This window comes from Pseudomonas sp. PS02288, from assembly GCF_029959715.1.
Classification (GTDB): domain Bacteria; phylum Pseudomonadota; class Gammaproteobacteria; order Pseudomonadales; family Pseudomonadaceae; genus Pseudomonas_O; species Pseudomonas_O kuykendallii.
Genome location: NZ_JASCPA010000047.1, coordinates 25,174 through 40,975 on the forward strand (window position 1 = coordinate 25,174; position 15,802 = coordinate 40,975).

Genomic DNA, 15,802 nt, shown 5'->3' on the forward strand with positions numbered 1-15,802 from the left:
GAGGCGGCCATGCGATGCGCTCCCGTCTTGTCGGTTTCGCTGCTGGCCGTGCTACTGACCGCCTGCGGCCAGCAGTCGGCCGAGAGCCTGGCCGACGCTTTGACCGCAGATCCCGCGCGGCTCAAGGCGTTGCGTGCGCAGTGCGCGGCCGACCGGCAGGCCGAGGGCGAAGACGACTGCCGAGCCGCCGCCGACGCCTTCCGGCGGCGCTTCTTCTCCGGCCAGGCCGGGCCGGATGAATACCGGACGCTGGCCGAACTGCCACCGATTCCGGCGAGTTTCGATGAACCCATTGGAGGGGACGCGCCATGAACGACGTGACCATCATCGACCGTTTCCTCGATACGTTCTCGCGCTACATCGACTCGGGTTTCGGGCTGCTGCAAGGCGAAGTGGCGTTCCTGACGGCTACGCTGATCGTCATCGACATGACCATCGCCGGCTTGTATTGGGCCATGAGCCACGCCACCGGCCAGGGCGAGGACGTGATCGCCAAGCTGCTGCGCAAGGTGCTCTACGTCGGCGCCTTCGCCTACATCATCGGCAACTTCAACTGGCTTGCCGGCATCGTCTTTCGCTCGTTCGCCGGGCTGGGCCTGACGGCCACCGGCTCGGCCATGACGATGGAGAACTTCCTGCAACCGGGGCGGCTGGCCAAGACCGGCATCGACGCGGGCACACCGATTCTGGAGCAGATCGGCGACATGGCGGGCTTCCCCGAAGTCTTCGTGAACATCGACCCCATCGTGGTGATGTTTCTCGCCTGGCTCACCGTCATCCTGTGTTTCTTCGTGCTGGCGATCCAGCTATTCATCACGCTGATCGAGTTCAAGCTGACCACGCTCGCGGGCTTCGTGCTGGTGCCGTTCGCCTTGTGGAACAAGACCTCGTTCCTCGCCGAGAAAGTGCTGGGCAACGTGGTGTCATCGGGCATCAAGGTCTTGGTGCTGGCCGTCATCGTCGGCATCGGCTCGGGCCTGTTCGCGGAGTTCCAGGTTCACCCCGACGAACCCTCCATCGACCACGCCCTTGTCGTGATGCTGGCCTCGCTCGCGCTGCTGGCGCTGGGCATCTATGGGCCGGGCATCGCAACCGGCCTGGTGTCCGGTGCGCCGCAGCTTGGCGCAGGCGCGATGGCCGGTGCTGCCATTGGCGCCACCGGCACGGCCGTTGCCATTGGTGCTGCCGCGACGGGCGTGGGCGGTGCGGTCGTGGCCGGGGCACGCATGGCGCCGGCAGCCGCGAAGCTGGCCGGCGCCGGTGCGCGTGCCGCCACCTCGGCGGCCGGTAGCGCACGCTCGGCGTTCCAGGCCGGTTCCGCCGCTGCGGGCGGAGGGGCCAAGGGTGCGATGGCCGGCTTGGGCAATGTCGCCAAGACCGGCGCGCAGGCTGCCGGGCGCAGCGCCGCATCCGGGGCGTCCGGCGCTGCACAGAAGATGACCGGCTCTTTCCGTGCTGGATGGAACGGCACAGAGGCAGGTAGCGGCGCTGCGCCCGGTGCGGCTGGCTCCGGCCAAGCGGCCGCAGGCGAAGCCGCAGACGGCGCCGCCAGCTCGCAGAAGCAAGAGCAGCCCGCATGGGCCAAGCGGATGCACCGCCGCCAGCAGATCACCCATGCCGCGACCACTGCCGCACACACGTTGCGCGGTGGCGATGGCGGCGGCTCCGGGCAAGGCCCGAGCCTGCGCGGCTCAGACGATTAAAGCGATTCACAAGGAGAACTGACCATGCGATTCAAACGACCGCAGGTGCGCTATGCCGATACGCCGCAGCCTGCCACCCCGTATCAGGCCGCCGCGCAGGTGTGGGACGAGCGTATCGGCTCGGCCCGTGTGCAGGCGAAGAATTGGCGACTGATGGCCTTCGGCTGCCTGGTGCTGGCCTTGCTGATGGCGGGCGGCCTGGTCTGGCGCTCGGCGCAGTCCATCGTGACGCCCTACGTCATCGAAGTCGATCGATCCGGCCAGGTGCGTACCGTGGGCGAGGCCGCCACGCCGTACCGGCCTGCCGATGCGCAGATCGCGCATCACCTGGCGCGCTTCGTGACGCTGGTGCGTTCGCTGTCCATCGACCCCATCGTCGTGCGGCAGAACTGGCTCGATGCCTATGACTACACCACCGACAAGGGCGCGGCCGTGCTCAACGACTACGCGAGCAAGAACGATCCGTTCGCCCGCGTCGGCCGCGAGTCGGTGACGGTGCAGATCACCAGCGTCACGCGCGCGAGCGATGCCTCGTTCAACGTCCGCTGGACGGAGCAGCGGTTCGTCAATGGCGCACCCGCTGGCACCGAACGCTGGAATGCCGTGCTTTCCATCGTCCTGCAAACCCCGCGTACCGAACAGCGCCTGCGCAAGAACCCGCTGGGGATCTACGTCAACGGCCTGTCGTGGAGCCGCGAACTGGATTCTTCCGAAGGAGCCAAGCCATGAACCTGCCTTTCCGCTTTTACGCTTTCGTGCTGATGTTCGCGGCCACCACGTCGTCATTGCTGGGCTGCGCCTCGCAGGGCAGGCCGCCGCCGACCATCTCGCTCGATGAGCCGGTGCAGGCGCAGCCGTTGCCCGAGCCGCCCAAGCCGGTCGAAGTCGTCGCCGTGCCCGAGCCGCTGGCGCTGCCCGCGCAGTTGAAGCCGCTACCGGAGGTGGACGAAGCAGCGCCCGCGCCGGAGCCGGCCGACGAGAAGGTGCGCGTCTCGCGTGCCAACGCCGAGGCGCGCATCGCGCCGACTCGCGAGGGCTACGTCAACGCGATCCAAGTGTGGCCCTACAGCGACGGCGCGCTGTATCAGGTCTATGCGGCGCCGGGGCGCGTCACCGTGGTTTCGCTCCAGCCTGGCGAGGAACTGGTGACGGTCGCCGCTGGCGACACCGTGCGCTGGATCGTGGGTGACACGTCCAGCGGCAGCGGCGAGGCGCTGCGCGTCAACGTGCTGGTCAAGCCCACCCGCTCGGGCCTGAAAACCAATCTGGTCATCACCACCAGCCGCAGGACGTACCTGCTGGAGTTGACCTCGACCGAAAAGGCGTGGATGGCGTCGGTGTCATGGGACTACCCGAAAGACCGGATGCTGGCCTTGCAGCGCCAGTCGCAGGCGGCCAGCGCCGCCGCGCCGGTCGATACCGGACTGGCGTTGGAGAAGATCCGTTTTCGCTACGCAATCAGCGGCAGCAATCCACCGTGGAAACCGCAGCGAGCTTTCGATGATGGCGAGAAGGTCTATATCCAGTTTCCGCCGGGTATCGCGCAAGGCGAACTGCCGCCGCTGTTCGTCATCGGCGCGCAGGGTGACGGCCAGCTCGTCAACTATCGTTTCCGCTCACCGTACTACATCGTGGATCGCCTCTTTGGCGCGGCCGAACTGCGCCTGGGCGCCGATGCCGGTGACGTGGTGCGGATCGAGCGCACCGAGGGCGTGGCGCGGAGGAACTGACCATGAGCCAAGAAGACACGCCCGACCTTGCCGCCTCGCAGGCGGCGGGCAAGATCGCGCCCGAGGCGGTGGCGCTGCGCGCCCAGCCGCGCCCGGTCACGCGCCTGAACCGGCGCACGCTGGCCATCCTCGCTGGCTTCCTGTCGGTCGCTGTGCTCGGCGCGCTGATGTGGTCGCTGCAACCGCAGCGGCGCGGGGCCAACGACCAGGCCGAGCTTTACAACGTCGATCGTGTCTCCAAGTCCGAAGGGCTGGATGCGCTGCCGGCGGATTACTCCAAGCTGCCGCCGGCCTTGCCGCCCACGGTGCCCGAGTTGGGGCCGCCGCTGCCGGGCGATCTTGGCCCGGCCATCGTCAAGTCGCAGCAGCCGGTGACGGCCGCCTATGCGGCCCCCGGCAACGATCCCAACGACGCCCTGCGCAAGGAAGCCGAAGCGGCCGCGGGTTCATCGGTGTTCTTCCGCTCTGGCACGCAGAAGGCCGCGCCGGTGGCGCAGTCGCAGGCCGCCGCCGCGCCGGGCTTCGCCGCCAATGCGGCATTCGACCCGATGGCCGCCGGGCCGGCCTCGACGGCGGCCCAGCCTGCCGATCCGACGGCGATACAGAACCGGCAAGACCAGAAAGAGGCGTTCCAGAAAGCCGGAACTGCGGAAACCCGTAATTCCGGCAATCTGACGCTGCCGGGTTCGCCGTATCAGGTGATGGCCGGGACGGTCATCGCCGGGGCGCTGGTGACGGGCATCAAGTCGGACTTGCCGGGCGACGTGATCGCCACGGTCACGGAGCCGGTCTATGACACGGCCACCGGGCGCTTCCTGCTGATTCCGCAGGGTTCGCGCATCCTGGGCAAGTACAACAGCCAGGTGAGCTATGGGCAGAGCCGCGTGCAGGTAGTGTGGAACCGGATCATCCTGCCCGACACGTCTTCGCTCACGCTCGACAACCTGGTCGGAGTCGACCCGGCCGGCTATGCCGGGCTGGAAGACGACGTGGATTACCACTGGGGCCGCATCTTCGCGGGCGCGGCGTTGACCACGCTGCTGGGCGTCGGCGCCGAGCTGGCCGCGCCCGAGAACCGCCAGGACGGCGACCGCATCATCATTGCCGGGCGCGACAGCGCGCAGGACAGCATTAATCAGGTCGGGCAGGAGATGACCCGGCGCAATCTCAACATCCAGCCCACCTTGACCGAACGGCCGGGCCTGCCGGTTCGCATCATCGCCAACCGGGATCTGGTGCTGCGGCCCTACCAGCCGTTGTTCTTCAACAAGGGAATTTCACGATGACGACGCGCAAGCTGCGGCTCGGCCCGCTACCGAAAACCGAATCTACGAAGCTGACCTTTGCCTGCCCGGCCAACCTGAAAGCCGACCTTGACCACTACGCCGCGCTGCACGCGCAGACGTATGGCGAGGCCGTGGATGCCGCTGTGCTGATTCCGCATATGCTTGAGGCGTTTATGGCAGGGGATCGTGGCTTCAAGAGGGGAGGGCAGGCAACGCCGAAGCCATCGACGAAGTGAGGATTGGAGGAAGACCGCTGCGCTTGTCTGCGCTATCCTAGAGGATGATTGACGATGGAATTGCCAGAGTCGTCGCCCCTCAAGTTCCTCCATCTTCCGCACCATACAAAGCTCTTTTCGGATGACGGTAAAAGCGACGGTAGTGGCCCATGTCGATCATCGCAAATCCCTTTAACCACTCGGGCTTGCGAGACCTATTGATGATGGAGTGGGAATGAACCCGCGTCCGGCACTGCCCGGCACGATCTGGTAAAAAGCCCTGAAGCCCGCGTAAATCGCGGGCTTTTGGCTTTTTGGGTCTGGCAAGTTCAGGTAGCGTTCTGCATCGCCAAGCATGGTTTTTTATGGCGTGGCACGGGGGACTACTGCATCCGATGCCACGCCACGCTCAATCCCCGGTTCTTCTCAGGGCCTAGAGCCGATCGAACGGCTTTCGATCCAGAAGGCAGTCGATGAACGCGCCGAGCAGGGCGGGTCGATGCTGCCTGTTCGGGTAGTAGAGGAACAGCCCCGGGCGTGAAATCGACCAGTCCGCCAGGACCTGCACCAGCCGTCCCTGGGCCAGGAGTTCGCCCACGCCATCCCGCTCGAAGTGATAGGCAATGCCGAGCCCGTTGAGCGCGGCCGCGATGCCGATGTCGGCGTGATTGGTGACGACGGGGCCGTCCACCGCCACTTCGAGTCGTTGCCCTCGTTTCTCGAACTCCCAGCGGTAGTGCCTGCCATCCATTTGCAGCCGCCAGTTGATGCAGGCATGGCCATGCAGATCGGCAGGCGACTTGGGCGTTCCTCGACGCGCGAGATAGTCCGGGGACGCCACGGCGACCATGTTCAGGTCCGGCGTGAGGCGGACGGCAACCATGTCCTTCTCCAGCTGACCACCGACGCGGATGCCCGCGTCGAAGCGGCCCGCGACGATATCGGAAAGCGCGTCGTCGACCACGATGTCGAGAACCACATCGGGGTGTTCGTGGTGGAAGCGTGAAAGCCGCGGCGCAATGAGGGTTCTCGCTGCGATCCCCAGCGTGTTGATGCGCAGCGTGCCGCTCATCTGTCCCGTCGCTTCGCTGGCCTCGGCGACTGCTGCAGCCATCTCCCGAAACAGCGGAGCGATGCGCTTGTACAGCAGTTCGCCATTGGCCGAGGGCGCGACGCTTCGCGTCGTTCGATTCAGAAGGCGAGCGCCCATGCGGCCTTCGAGCTGACGGATGGTCTGGCTGAGTGCCGAAGGCGACAGGCCCAGATGCTCGGCAGCTCGGGCAAAGCTCTGGCGCTCCACGATGGCGACGAAGGCCTTGAGCTCGGCGAAGTCGGATCCACGCATTATGTATTTTTTCCTAAACAACCTATCCAGATTCTAGGGCATTCACTGACTTTACGTCGGCGCGCATCCTGAGGCCCTCACTGATCCCATGGAGCCAAAACATGAATGCCCTGACCCTTCCCGAGCCGATTGCCGCGTACTTCGCGGCCGAACACGACGCTGAAGCCCTGGGGCAGTGCTTCACGGCCCAGGCCGTTATGAAGGACGACGGCCACACCTACACGGGCATCGACGCGATCAAGGTCTTCATGGCCGAGGCATCGGCCAAGTACAGCGCGACCAGCGTGCCGTTCGCCATTGAGAGGGAGGATGGAGTCCAGCTCGTCCGCGCCAACTGTAGCGGCAACTTCCCTGGCAGCCCGATCGTGCTGTCTTACCGTTTTCGCCTGGAACGCGGCCTGATCGCCTCGCTGGAGGTCACGGTATGAGCTTCGACCTTCGTCTGACCGGCCTGCGTGCAGTGGTTACCGGCGGCACGCTGGGCCTTGGCGCTGCAGTCGTGAAGACCCTTGCGGAGGCCGGCGCTCGGGTGATGACCTCCGCGCGCACTGTGCCAGCGCAACCGGTGGAGGGGGTTACCTACGTGGCTGCCGACCTGTCGACGGCGGAGGGAACCCAACACCTTGCCCAGGCCGTCCTGCAGGCGTGGGGCGGCGTCGACATCCTGATCAACGTGCTGGGCGGTTCGAACACTCCAGGGGGCGGTTTCGCTGCGATCAGTGATGAACACTGGTTCGCCGAGCTGAATCTGAATTTGATGCCCGCCGTACGCCTGGATCGTGCGCTGCTGCCCTCGATGCTGGCGCAAGGCTCCGGCGTCATCATCCACGTCAGTTCGATCCAGCGCGTGTTGCCTCTGCCCGAGTCCACCACCGCCTACGCCGCGGCCAAGGGCGCCCTCACCACCTACAGCAAGGCGCTGGCACGCGAAGTTACGCCCAAAGGTATTCGCGTGTTGAGCGTTGCACCGGGCTGGATCGAGACCGAAGCGTCCGTCGCGTTCGCGGAGCGGATGGGCGCGGAGGCGGGAACGGACTACGAGGGTGGCAAGAAAATCGTGATGGATTGGCTGGGCGGAATTCCCGTGGGCCGACCCGCCAAACCCGACGAGGTTGCCGATTTAATCGCCTTCCTGGCGTCCCCACGATCCGCTTCGATCGCAGGGGCCGAGTACCGGATCGACGGCGGCACCGTTCCCACGATGTAGCAACAGCCGCCACAGGCTGACGAGGGCGAATCCTTCGTCCGGATCTTTCGGGCGAGGGCCGCGGTGATTATCGAGCTGCCTGATACGTACGGCTGGCGCTTTCAGTGCCGGCCAGGTTCACCGCAATCGATGCAAAGACGTTGATCCAACAGGCGCTGAAGGCTTTCAGCGCTCGAGTCGGCTCGCTGACCGACCATGGGGTTGTGAGGCCTGTCGCCGATCGAGTGGGCGTGATCGCGGCGCCCGGCCATCGCGGCAGGGCACCGTGCTTCTGCGCGACGCTTCACGCACACGCCGCGTCGCTTTGCATCAGAACGCGGCGCGTCCGAGAGACGCGCCGCCATCGACGTGCAGCGTCTGCCCGGTCATGAAGGCCGCGTCGTCCGACAGCAGGAAGGCGATGGTCGCGGCGATCTCGTCCGGCTTGCCGAAGCGTCCCATCGGTACGCCCGACAGGTAGCGCCGCTCACCTTCGCTGCCCGGCGGGTTGTTGGCGCGGAACAGTTCGGTTTCGGTCGGGCCGGGTGCCACGGCGTTGATCGTGATGCCGCTACCGGCCAGCTCCAGTCCCCAACTGCGGGTGAAGCTCACCAATGCGGCCTTCGCCGCCGCGTAAGCCGTGCGCTGGGGCATGCCGAGCACGGTCAGGCTGGAGATGTTGACGATGCGGCCCCAGCCGCGCGCCTGCATGCCGGGCAATGCGGCCTGGGTAGCCAGCAAAGCGGAGTGCAGGTTGACGCGCATGACGTCATCCAGCGCGGGCAGGGTCACCTCCGCCAGCGCCGCGGGATTGACCAGGCCGACGTTGTTCACCACGCCGTCGAGCGAGAAGCGCTGGGCGATGTCGTCCAGCGCGGCGCGGGTGGCCTCGTCATCGCCGAGGTCGACGGCGACGAAGGTGCCGGGAAAACTCGCCGGCGCGTTGCGCGCGAGGCCGACGACGTGGTGGCCGGCGGCGGCGAGCCGTGTCGAGAGCGCCAGGCCGATGCCCTTGCTGGCGCCGCTGATGAGAAAGGTACGGGACATGATTGCTCCTTCGCGCTCGCCCGCGGCGAGCGGCATTGGGTGGTTCAGAGCGCGGCCTTGCGGATGGCCGGCAGCATTTCCGCCGGATCGGGGCGGCGTGTGTAGTCGGGGTTGACCTCGGCATAGACGATGGTGCCGTCCGGCGCGATCACGTAGCGCGCCGGCATCGGCAGCGTCCAGCTCGGATCCCCGTTGAACGCAGGCAGGTCATTCTTCAACGACTTGTAGAGTTCGACCAGGTAATCCTGCAACTCGAAGCGCAGACCGAACGCGGCGGCCACGTCGTTGTGCGGGTCCGACAGGATCGGGAATTCCAGGGCGTTCTGGCGCACCGACTTGCGGCTGTTGGCGGCCACCTGCGACGAGATGGCCAGCACGCGGGCGCCTGCGGCGCGGATGTCCGGCAGCGCGGCTTGCAGCGCCTGCAGTTCCAGATTGCAGTAGGGGCACCAGACGCCGCGGTAGAAGGTGACCACCAGCGGGCCTTTGCGCAGCAGGTCGGCGGACGACACAGGATGGCCGTCCGGATCGTCGAGCGTGAAGGTGGGCGCCGGGTTGCCCGCCTTAAGGGCGTTCTGCGCCGCGCCCGAGGCGATCAGCTCGGCGGTGGCGCGGTGCATGGTGTCGATGACCGAGGGCGGCACGTTGTACGGCGGCTTGCCGGCCTGGAAGTCGGCCTTGAAGGCATCGAGTCTGTCTTGCAGTGACATGGGGCGTTCTCCGGGAAAAGGACGGGGAGCGGCAGGCGGTCCGCGCCGCGGTCCACCTGCCATGACGATCAGGCGGACGGATTCATCGAGCGCGCCACTTCCGCGGCGCTGATGCCTTCCAGCGCCAGGCCGTAGCCGGCGCCTTCGTCGACGATCCGGCGCAGCTTCTGGGTCAGGGCGATGCGGGTGTAGCGGCTGGTCAGCGGCGGCAGCTTCGCCAGTTCGCCGGCGATCTCATGGGCGCGCGCCAGCAGGCGGTCGGCGGGCACGATTTCGTTCACCGCGCCCCAGTCCTTGGCGGTCTGCGCATCGAGCTGCTGGCGGGTCAGGATGAAGTAGCGGCCGCGCACGCTGCCGATGACCTCCGGCCACAGCAGGTTGACGCCATCGCCGGGGACGATGCCGAAGTCGAAATGCGGCTTGTCCTGGAACACCGTTTCCGGCGTGGCCAGCACGATGTCGGCCAGCAGCGCGTACTCCGAATGCAGCAGCACCGGGCCATTGAGCGCGGCGATCAGCGGCACCTCGATGTCGAGGAGATTCATCAGCACCTTCTTGCCCTCGCGGAAGATCTTGTCGTAGCCACGCGGAGTGAAGAAGTCGAAGCCGTCGGGGTTGATGGCATCCATGAAGGCATCGCCGGTGCCGGTGAGAATGACCACGCGGTTGTCGGGATCGCTGCCGACGTCGAGGAACAGGTCCACGAACTGCTCGTGGGTGTGGCCGTTGAAGACCAGTTTGCCGCCGTCGCTGTGCAGGGCGATTTCTAGCACGCCCTCGGCAGAGCGGGTCAGGCGGGCGTTGGGATAGGCGTTCTGGTAAGTGTCGAAGCGGGGCATGGCGGATTCCTTATCGAGGGGAGGTTGTTTTCAGCAGAAGGGCTGAAAGACCGTGATCGAGATTGTGGATACCCGCTAGATGGAATGGCAGATATGATGTGGAGATAACCTCTATTCCACTGGGGAATAAAATGGACCGTTTGCTGGCGATGACTGCATTCGTGCGAGTAGTGGAGGCTGGTTCCTTCTCCGCGGCTGCCCGCGTGCTGGAGGTCGGGCAGCCGGCGGTATCGAAGACCGTCGCACAACTGGAACAACGGCTGGGCGTAAAGCTGCTGCTGCGCTCCACCCACGGGCTGACGCCGACGGAAGCCGGCGTGCGCTTCTACGAGCGTGCGCGCGTCGCACTTCAGGAGGCGGACGAGGCCGAACTGGCCGCACGCGGCGCGGGCACCGGTCTGTCCGGGCGGCTGCGCATTTCGGCGGCACCCACCTTCGCGCGCCTGCACGTCATCCCGCATTTGCCGCGCTTCCTCGCCGCGCACCCCGATCTAGAAGTGGACGTGGTGCTGGACGATCGTACGATCGATTTGCTCGCCGAAGGCATCGACGTCTCGTTGCGGATGGGCGCATTGGCCGACTCTAGCGTGGTGGCGCGGAGGCTGGCGTCCTCGCCGCGCTCGGTGTTCGCCACCACCGGATACCTCGCGCGTGCCGGCGTGCCGCGGGTTCCCGCCGACCTCGCCGATCACGAAACGGTGCTGTTCAGCCAGTCGGGCAATGTGTGGAACTTCACCCGCGAGGGCGCGGAAGTCTCGGTGCTGGTGCGCGGCCGGGCGCGTTTCAGCGCCGCCGAAGGCATCCGCGCCGCGGTGCTTGCCGACCTGGGCCTCGCCATCGCGTCGGACTGGATGTTCGCGCCTGAACTGGCCGATGGCCGGGTGCTGCGGCTGCTGGAGAGCTGGGCGCTTCCCGACATCGACCTGTGGGCCGTCTTCCCGACCGGGCGCCTGGCCACGGCCAAGGCCCGCGCGTTCGCCGAATTCGTCGAGGACGTGATGCGAAACGGCGGTTGACCCGGACGGGCGCGCTGGCCGGCGGCGGGACGAAGGCACGTCCTCGCTGCCTACTTGCCCCCCGTGGCATCGAGGAAGGTACCCGTCACGAAGGAGGCTTCGGCGCTTGCCAGCCAGAGGATCGCGCGGGCCACTTCTTCGGGCTGGCCACCGCGTCCCATCGGGATGCTGTCCTTGACGCGATCCACCCTTCCGGGTTCGCCGCCGCTGGCATGCATTTCGGTGTAGATGTGTCCCGGCCGGACGCAGTTGACCCGGATTCCCTCCCGTGCGACCTCCTTGGCGAAGCCGATGGTGAAGGTCTCCAGCGCGCCCTTCGAGGCCGCGTAGTCAACATACTCGTTCGGGCTGCCGAGCCTGGCCGATGCCGATGAAACGTTGATCACCACGCCGCCCTGTCCGCCGTGGCGATGGGACATGCGCTTGGCGGCCTGCTGCGCGCAGAGCATCGGACCGATCGAATTGACCGCGAAGATGCGCTGCATCCGCTCGAATCCGAGGTCTTCCAGGCGGGACTGTCTGGCGATGATGCCGGCATTGTTCACCAGCACGTCGAGGCGCCTGAAGCGCTGGTCGATGCGCTCGAACAACTGGGTGACCTGCGCGGGGTCGGCGCTGTCCGCGCGCACCGCCAGCGCCTGGCGGCCCGCCGCTTCGATATCGGCCACCACGGCCCGAGCGGCGGCCTCGTTGGAAACGTAACTGATGGCGACGTCGTAGCCCTTTTCGGCGGCGAGGCGGGCCGTCGCCGCGCCTACGCCACGGCTTCCGCCGGTAATCAGGATGACAGGAGTGTCCGAGGTCTTTTCCATTTATTCACCTTCGCGTGAGGGCTGTGGAATGAAACGGCTCAGGATAAGCACCAGCGGTACGACAGCGGCGGCGGTTGCCGCGGTGGCCAGCAGGCCGACCGTCTGGCTGCTGTGATCGGCGATGGCGCCGTAGAGGATCGGTGCGACGCCGCCGGAGCCGATCACACTGGTATAGAAGACGGCAAACGCACGCCCGGTGTCCCCATCGGACAGCTCGGGGACGGTGCCGTAGAGGACCGACGAGGTGCCGTTCAGCACGATCCCCAGCAGCGGCAGCAGGATGAGCGTCGGCAGCAGCGGGGTGAACAGCGTGCCGACGATCAGCAATGCGGTGACCGTCTCGGCCAGCGCCACGCACTTCGCGACGCCTAGCCGCTCGCCGAGCCCGCTGAAGGTGAACTTGCCGAAGGCGCCGCCGAGGAACAGCAGCGCCAGCGCCAGGCCCACCGTCGGCGAGTCGCCGCCGCGGGCATGGATCAGAAACGGCAGGAACAGCAGGTAGCCCATGCGTGTCGCGGTATCCAGCGCGCCTATCGTCGTCAGGATGCCGAAGCCACCGCGGCCCCGGCCGGCCTTGGCCTGGGCGGGCGCATCGCGGACCACGCGCGTACTGGGTGCCAGGGCCAGCAGGGCAATCACCAGTGCGACGCCCAGCACCGCCATCAACGCCAGCACGGGTCGCCAGGCCAGAAGCGGCAGCAGCAACGCGACCACCGCCGGCAGCACCGCCTTGCCGAGATCTCCCGAGAAGTTGTAGATGCCCAGCGGCCGTCGCGACTCGGTCCCATAGGTATCGGTGACCAGCATGGAGCCCCTCGGGTGCTGGATGCTCGATCCGATCCCGGCCACGACCAGCCCGACGCACAGGCCTGCGAAGCCGAGCGGCAGGGCCATCAGCAGCAGACCGGCCGACGCCAGCAGGGTTGAGAGAATCAGCGACGCCCGCGGCGACGCGTTGCGCAGCATGCGGTCCGCCGGGATTTGCAATCCGCCCATGGTCCCGTAGTAGAGCGCGCGAACTAGCGCCAGCGCCGCGTAGGAGAGGCCGAACTGCGCCTGCCACACCGGCAGGAAGGCATACAGGCCATCCGTGTAACCGTCATGCAACGCATGGGTCAGACAGGCGGCCAGCAGGCTGCGGGACCTGGGTGTGGTGGCGGTAGGTGAATCCGATGCTGCACGGAGATCGAGTGACGTCTTCATGCAATCAGGGTAAATATGATAGAAAAAATTGAAAATCGATATCTTCTCACCTATAAATTTTAGATTTTCTAAAGGAATCGCTATGCGCCGTCTTCCCCCTCTCAATGCGCTGCGTGCATTCGAAGCCGCCGTCCGCACGGGCAGCTACGCCGATGCGGCCCTGCAGCTCGGGGTCACCCATGGCGCGGTGAGCCAGCAGATCGCCACGCTGGAAGGCTGGTTGGGCGAAAAGCTCTTCACCAAGGAAGGCCGCCGCATGGTCGCCACGCCGATGGCCCGTGCCTTCGCCGCGGAGGTCGGCCTGTCGTTCGATCGCCTGGCGGTCGCCGCGAGTGCCTGCGGCCGGCCAGGTGTGCGGCGGATACTCCGGGTCAGCGCTCCGACCAGCCTGGCGATGCGCTGGTTGATCCCCCGGCTGCACCGCTACCACGCCGAGCATCCAGACGTCGAAGTCGTGGTCACCACCGTTTCGTGCGTGGTCGAGGACATGCGCGGCGGTGTCGACGTGGCGATTCGGCGGGGCGTCGCGAGGAACGACCTCTGGCCGCAACACCAGGTCGTGCCGCTGCTGGAGGATGTCGACACGCTGATCATGAGCCCGGCGCTGTTCGCCCGGCGACCGATCCACGCGCCGCGCGACATCGAGGGGCACAACCTGCTCGCCAGCGAGACCAGGGCCGGCGACTGGGACAACTGGCTGGAGGCGGCCGGGCTCCAGCACCTGGCGGGGTTGCCACGGCAGACCTTCGATCACTTCTTCGTGACCCGCCAGGCGCTGGAGGATGGGCTGGGAATCGGCATCGGCCCGATGCCGATGCTGGAGATCGACATCGCCCGCGGCAACCTGATGATGCCGCTTCCGGACATCCGTGTTCCGCGCACGGGCTACGTGGCGATCTACCCGCGCCAGGCCGATCCGGCGCAGCTGTACGCGGGCTTCGTCGACTGGCTGGCGAGCGAAGCCTCGCGACCCTCGGGCGTGGAGCCCTGAGTCAAGGCGTCCGACCAGGAGAAGGTTTCAGCGGTTAGGGGGTGACTGGTCGACGCTGCCGGGTGCTGCACGGTCCCGGCAGCGGATCGATTCGCCGATCAGGAGAAACCGACCACGGCGTGCGGCACGTAGGGCGCCTCGAGCTGGGCGATTTCTTCTTCGCTCAGCGTCAGCTGCAGGGCGGCCAGCGCATCGGGTAGGTGCTGAGGTTTCGAGGCGCCGATGATCGGGGCGCTGACGCCGGGCCTGGCCAGCACCCAGGCCAGCGCCACCTGCGCAGGGGGTACGCCGCGCGCCGCGGCGACCGCCGCCACCGCCTCGATCACCTTGCGGTCGGCCTCGGCGGTGTGCGCGTAGAGCGACTTGCCGAACTGGTCGCTTTCCGCGCGCTCGCTGGTCTCGTTCCACGGCCGCGTGAGGCGGCCACGCGCCATCGGGCTCCAGGGAATCACACCGATACCCTCGGCCCGGCACAGCGGCAGCATCTCGCGCTCCTCCTCGCGGTAGAGCAGGTTGAGGTAATTCTGCATGGTGGCGAAACGGGTCCAGCCATTGGCGCGGGCGACGTGCAGCATAGAGGCGAACTGCCAGGCGTACATCGACGAAGCACCGATGTAGCGGGCCTTGCCGGCCTTCACCACGTCGTGCAGCGCCTCCAGGGTTTCCTCGATCGGCACCTGATAGTCGAAGCGGTGGATCTGGTAGAGGTCCACGTAGTCGGTGCCCAGGCGGCGCAGCGAGTTATCGATCTCCTGCATGATCGCCTTGCGGCTCAGCCCGGCGCCATTCGGCCCGGCGTGCATGCGGCCGTTGACCTTGGTGGCGATCACCACTTCTTCGCGGCGGGTGAACTCCTTCAGCGCGCGGCCGACGATCTCCTCCGAGGTGCCGTCCGAGTAGATGTTGGCGGTGTCGAAGAAGTTGATCCCGGCCTCCACGGCCTGGCGGATCAGCGGCCGGCTCTGCGCCTCGTCGAGCGTCCAGGGGTGGCTGCCGCGGTCGGGCACGCCGTAGGTCATGCAGCCGAGGCACAGCCGCGATACGTCGAGGCCGGTGCGGCCGAGCTTGTGGTACTCCATGCGATTCTCCTGATCGGTGAGGGCGGCGTTCTGGCCGCCGGTGGCGTATTCGTCGCGCCTGTGGCCTGGCGCCTGGGCTCAAATGAATAGGCGCAGTTCCGGCTTGAACAGGCCAATGAGAAACCATATGGCCTGGAATACCAGGATGCACAGCGCGTAGAGCCTGATCTGCTCGGCGTTCCAGCTCGGCGCCATCCAGTGGATCAGCCAGAACGACGTCCATCCTTCGACGACGCGAGCGCCGCCCCAGCAGAGAATCCATAGCCAGAATGTCGCGGTCAGCGCATGCCAGGACAGCCAGGCGAGTGTGGTCATCATCGGACTCCTTTCCAATCAGATAAGTGCCGGCGGGGCACGCCCAGCGGCCGCACGCCCGTGCAGCGGACAGGGTACGCGAAACAGGGCGCTTTTTGAGCGGTGCAGAAGCGCTTGGGGGCCAGGCGCACGGCGGAGCGTATCCAGCGATTCGGCCCCGAGCCTCCTGCACGAGAAGGGCGCGCGGCGGTTGCGCGTGGGCGATTGCGGCGAGATTCCTTCGCCCATGAAAAAGGCCGCCGGGTTGCCCCGGCGGCCTCTGGTCCTGCAGTGCTGGTTTACTTCGCTTCGAACACCAGGTTGCCGTTACCGTCCTCTTCGAAGC

General features: G+C 66.6%; 18 protein-coding genes. 10 read left to right on the forward strand and 8 right to left on the reverse strand.

Annotated elements, in window-relative coordinates; genetic code table 11:
- Positions 1-9: 9 nt before the first annotated feature.
- The 6 genes from QMX85_RS17325 to QMX85_RS17350 are packed head-to-tail and all read left to right on the forward strand — an operon-like array spanning position 10 to position 4,955.
- Positions 10-312 carry a hypothetical protein gene (locus QMX85_RS17325; protein WP_282342919.1) on the forward strand — a complete coding sequence of 101 codons (303 nt, stop codon included), beginning with the start codon at positions 10-12 and terminating at the stop codon, positions 310-312.
- Positions 309-1,703, forward strand: coding sequence for a P-type conjugative transfer protein TrbL (gene trbL / locus QMX85_RS17330; RefSeq protein ID WP_282342921.1), 1,395 nt, complete (start codon positions 309-311; stop codon positions 1,701-1,703). The genes QMX85_RS17325 and trbL overlap by 4 nt, the downstream gene beginning before the upstream one ends.
- Before the next feature lie 24 nt (positions 1,704-1,727).
- Positions 1,728-2,432: a conjugal transfer protein TrbF gene (gene trbF / locus QMX85_RS17335; RefSeq protein ID WP_282342923.1), complete on the forward strand. Its 705-nt coding sequence runs from the start codon at positions 1,728-1,730 to the stop codon at positions 2,430-2,432.
- Positions 2,433-2,464: 32 nt separating this feature from the next.
- Entirely contained in the window at positions 2,465-3,433 is a 969-nt protein-coding gene (gene trbG, locus QMX85_RS17340; protein ID WP_282342947.1) for a P-type conjugative transfer protein TrbG, read from the forward strand.
- Between the two features lie 2 nt (positions 3,434-3,435).
- Positions 3,436-4,719: a TrbI/VirB10 family protein gene (locus QMX85_RS17345; protein WP_282342924.1), complete on the forward strand. Its 1,284-nt coding sequence runs from the start codon at positions 3,436-3,438 to the stop codon at positions 4,717-4,719.
- A complete protein-coding gene (locus QMX85_RS17350) occupies positions 4,716-4,955 on the forward strand; it encodes a DUF2274 domain-containing protein (protein ID WP_282342926.1) in 240 nt (79 codons plus the stop codon). Before QMX85_RS17345 ends, QMX85_RS17350 begins: the two co-directional genes overlap by 4 nt.
- A gap of 412 nt (positions 4,956-5,367) precedes the next feature.
- Here QMX85_RS17350 and QMX85_RS17355 read toward each other — a convergent pair whose 3' ends face one another.
- Positions 5,368-6,279: a LysR family transcriptional regulator gene (locus QMX85_RS17355; protein WP_282342927.1), complete on the reverse strand. Its 912-nt coding sequence runs from the start codon at positions 6,277-6,279 to the stop codon at positions 5,368-5,370.
- 101 nt (positions 6,280-6,380) lie between these two features.
- On the opposite strand from QMX85_RS17355, the gene QMX85_RS17360 reads away from it, so the two are divergent.
- Both QMX85_RS17360 and QMX85_RS17365 read left to right on the forward strand, forming a co-directional pair.
- A complete protein-coding gene (locus QMX85_RS17360) occupies positions 6,381-6,707 on the forward strand; it encodes a nuclear transport factor 2 family protein (protein WP_282342930.1) in 327 nt (108 codons plus the stop codon).
- Positions 6,704-7,486 (forward strand): SDR family oxidoreductase, encoded by a 783-nt coding sequence (locus QMX85_RS17365; RefSeq protein WP_282342932.1) that lies wholly within the window; start codon positions 6,704-6,706, stop codon positions 7,484-7,486. The genes QMX85_RS17360 and QMX85_RS17365 overlap by 4 nt, the downstream gene beginning before the upstream one ends.
- Before the next feature lie 309 nt (positions 7,487-7,795).
- On the opposite strand, the gene QMX85_RS17370 is transcribed toward QMX85_RS17365, so the two are convergent.
- The 3 genes from QMX85_RS17370 to QMX85_RS17380 all read right to left on the reverse strand — a co-directional run bounded on the left by QMX85_RS17370 (position 7,796) and on the right by QMX85_RS17380 (position 10,061).
- Positions 7,796-8,515, reverse strand: coding sequence for an SDR family oxidoreductase (locus QMX85_RS17370; RefSeq protein ID WP_282342949.1), 720 nt, complete (start codon positions 8,513-8,515; stop codon positions 7,796-7,798).
- Between the two features lie 41 nt (positions 8,516-8,556).
- Positions 8,557-9,222: a peroxiredoxin-like family protein gene (locus QMX85_RS17375; protein ID WP_282342934.1), complete on the reverse strand. Its 666-nt coding sequence runs from the start codon at positions 9,220-9,222 to the stop codon at positions 8,557-8,559.
- A 68-nt stretch (positions 9,223-9,290) separates the two neighbouring features.
- Positions 9,291-10,061: an enoyl-CoA hydratase/isomerase family protein gene (locus QMX85_RS17380; RefSeq protein ID WP_282342936.1), complete on the reverse strand. Its 771-nt coding sequence runs from the start codon at positions 10,059-10,061 to the stop codon at positions 9,291-9,293.
- Between the two features lie 131 nt (positions 10,062-10,192).
- Here QMX85_RS17380 and QMX85_RS17385 point away from each other — a divergent pair, with 131 nt between their 5' ends.
- Entirely contained in the window at positions 10,193-11,077 is an 885-nt protein-coding gene (locus QMX85_RS17385; protein ID WP_282342938.1) for a LysR family transcriptional regulator, read from the forward strand.
- A gap of 50 nt (positions 11,078-11,127) precedes the next feature.
- Here QMX85_RS17385 and QMX85_RS17390 read toward each other — a convergent pair whose 3' ends face one another.
- Positions 11,128-11,889, reverse strand: a complete 762-nt coding sequence (locus QMX85_RS17390) for an SDR family oxidoreductase (protein WP_282342940.1) — start codon at positions 11,887-11,889, stop codon at positions 11,128-11,130.
- Entirely contained in the window at positions 11,890-13,092 is a 1,203-nt protein-coding gene (locus tag QMX85_RS17395) for an MFS transporter (RefSeq protein ID WP_282342941.1), read from the reverse strand.
- 82 nt (positions 13,093-13,174) lie between these two features.
- Here QMX85_RS17395 and QMX85_RS17400 point away from each other — a divergent pair, with 82 nt between their 5' ends.
- A complete protein-coding gene (locus QMX85_RS17400) occupies positions 13,175-14,083 on the forward strand; it encodes a LysR substrate-binding domain-containing protein (RefSeq protein WP_282342942.1) in 909 nt (302 codons plus the stop codon).
- Between the two features lie 98 nt (positions 14,084-14,181).
- On the opposite strand, the gene QMX85_RS17405 is transcribed toward QMX85_RS17400, so the two are convergent.
- Both QMX85_RS17405 and QMX85_RS17410 read right to left on the reverse strand, forming a co-directional pair.
- The gene (locus tag QMX85_RS17405) at positions 14,182-15,162 is read right to left on the reverse strand and encodes an aldo/keto reductase (RefSeq protein ID WP_282342944.1); all 981 of its coding nucleotides are present in this window, start codon (positions 15,160-15,162) and stop codon (positions 14,182-14,184) included.
- A gap of 78 nt (positions 15,163-15,240) precedes the next feature.
- Positions 15,241-15,477, reverse strand: a complete 237-nt coding sequence (locus tag QMX85_RS17410; RefSeq protein ID WP_090227195.1) for a hypothetical protein — start codon at positions 15,475-15,477, stop codon at positions 15,241-15,243.
- Positions 15,478-15,802 lie beyond the last annotated feature (325 nt).

Coding starts and splice junctions, on each gene's coding strand:
- QMX85_RS17325 (WP_282342919.1), top strand. CDS start 10: ATGCGATGCGCTCCCGTCTTGTCGGTTTCGCTGCTGGCCGTGCTACTG.
- trbL (WP_282342921.1), top strand. CDS start 309: ATGAACGACGTGACCATCATCGACCGTTTCCTCGATACGTTCTCGCGC.
- trbF (WP_282342923.1), top strand. CDS start 1,728: ATGCGATTCAAACGACCGCAGGTGCGCTATGCCGATACGCCGCAGCCT.
- trbG (WP_282342947.1), top strand. CDS start 2,465: ATGTTCGCGGCCACCACGTCGTCATTGCTGGGCTGCGCCTCGCAGGGC.
- QMX85_RS17345 (WP_282342924.1), top strand. CDS start 3,436: ATGAGCCAAGAAGACACGCCCGACCTTGCCGCCTCGCAGGCGGCGGGC.
- QMX85_RS17350 (WP_282342926.1), top strand. CDS start 4,716: ATGACGACGCGCAAGCTGCGGCTCGGCCCGCTACCGAAAACCGAATCT.
- QMX85_RS17355 (WP_282342927.1), bottom strand. CDS start 6,279: ATGCGTGGATCCGACTTCGCCGAGCTCAAGGCCTTCGTCGCCATCGTG.
- QMX85_RS17360 (WP_282342930.1), top strand. CDS start 6,381: ATGAATGCCCTGACCCTTCCCGAGCCGATTGCCGCGTACTTCGCGGCC.
- QMX85_RS17365 (WP_282342932.1), top strand. CDS start 6,704: ATGAGCTTCGACCTTCGTCTGACCGGCCTGCGTGCAGTGGTTACCGGC.
- QMX85_RS17375 (WP_282342934.1), bottom strand. CDS start 9,222: ATGTCACTGCAAGACAGACTCGATGCCTTCAAGGCCGACTTCCAGGCC.
- QMX85_RS17380 (WP_282342936.1), bottom strand. CDS start 10,061: ATGCCCCGCTTCGACACTTACCAGAACGCCTATCCCAACGCCCGCCTG.
- QMX85_RS17385 (WP_282342938.1), top strand. CDS start 10,193: ATGGACCGTTTGCTGGCGATGACTGCATTCGTGCGAGTAGTGGAGGCT.
- QMX85_RS17390 (WP_282342940.1), bottom strand. CDS start 11,889: ATGGAAAAGACCTCGGACACTCCTGTCATCCTGATTACCGGCGGAAGC.
- QMX85_RS17395 (WP_282342941.1), bottom strand. CDS start 13,092: ATGAAGACGTCACTCGATCTCCGTGCAGCATCGGATTCACCTACCGCC.
- QMX85_RS17400 (WP_282342942.1), top strand. CDS start 13,175: ATGCGCCGTCTTCCCCCTCTCAATGCGCTGCGTGCATTCGAAGCCGCC.
- QMX85_RS17405 (WP_282342944.1), bottom strand. CDS start 15,162: ATGGAGTACCACAAGCTCGGCCGCACCGGCCTCGACGTATCGCGGCTG.
- QMX85_RS17410 (WP_090227195.1), bottom strand. CDS start 15,477: ATGACCACACTCGCCTGGCTGTCCTGGCATGCGCTGACCGCGACATTC.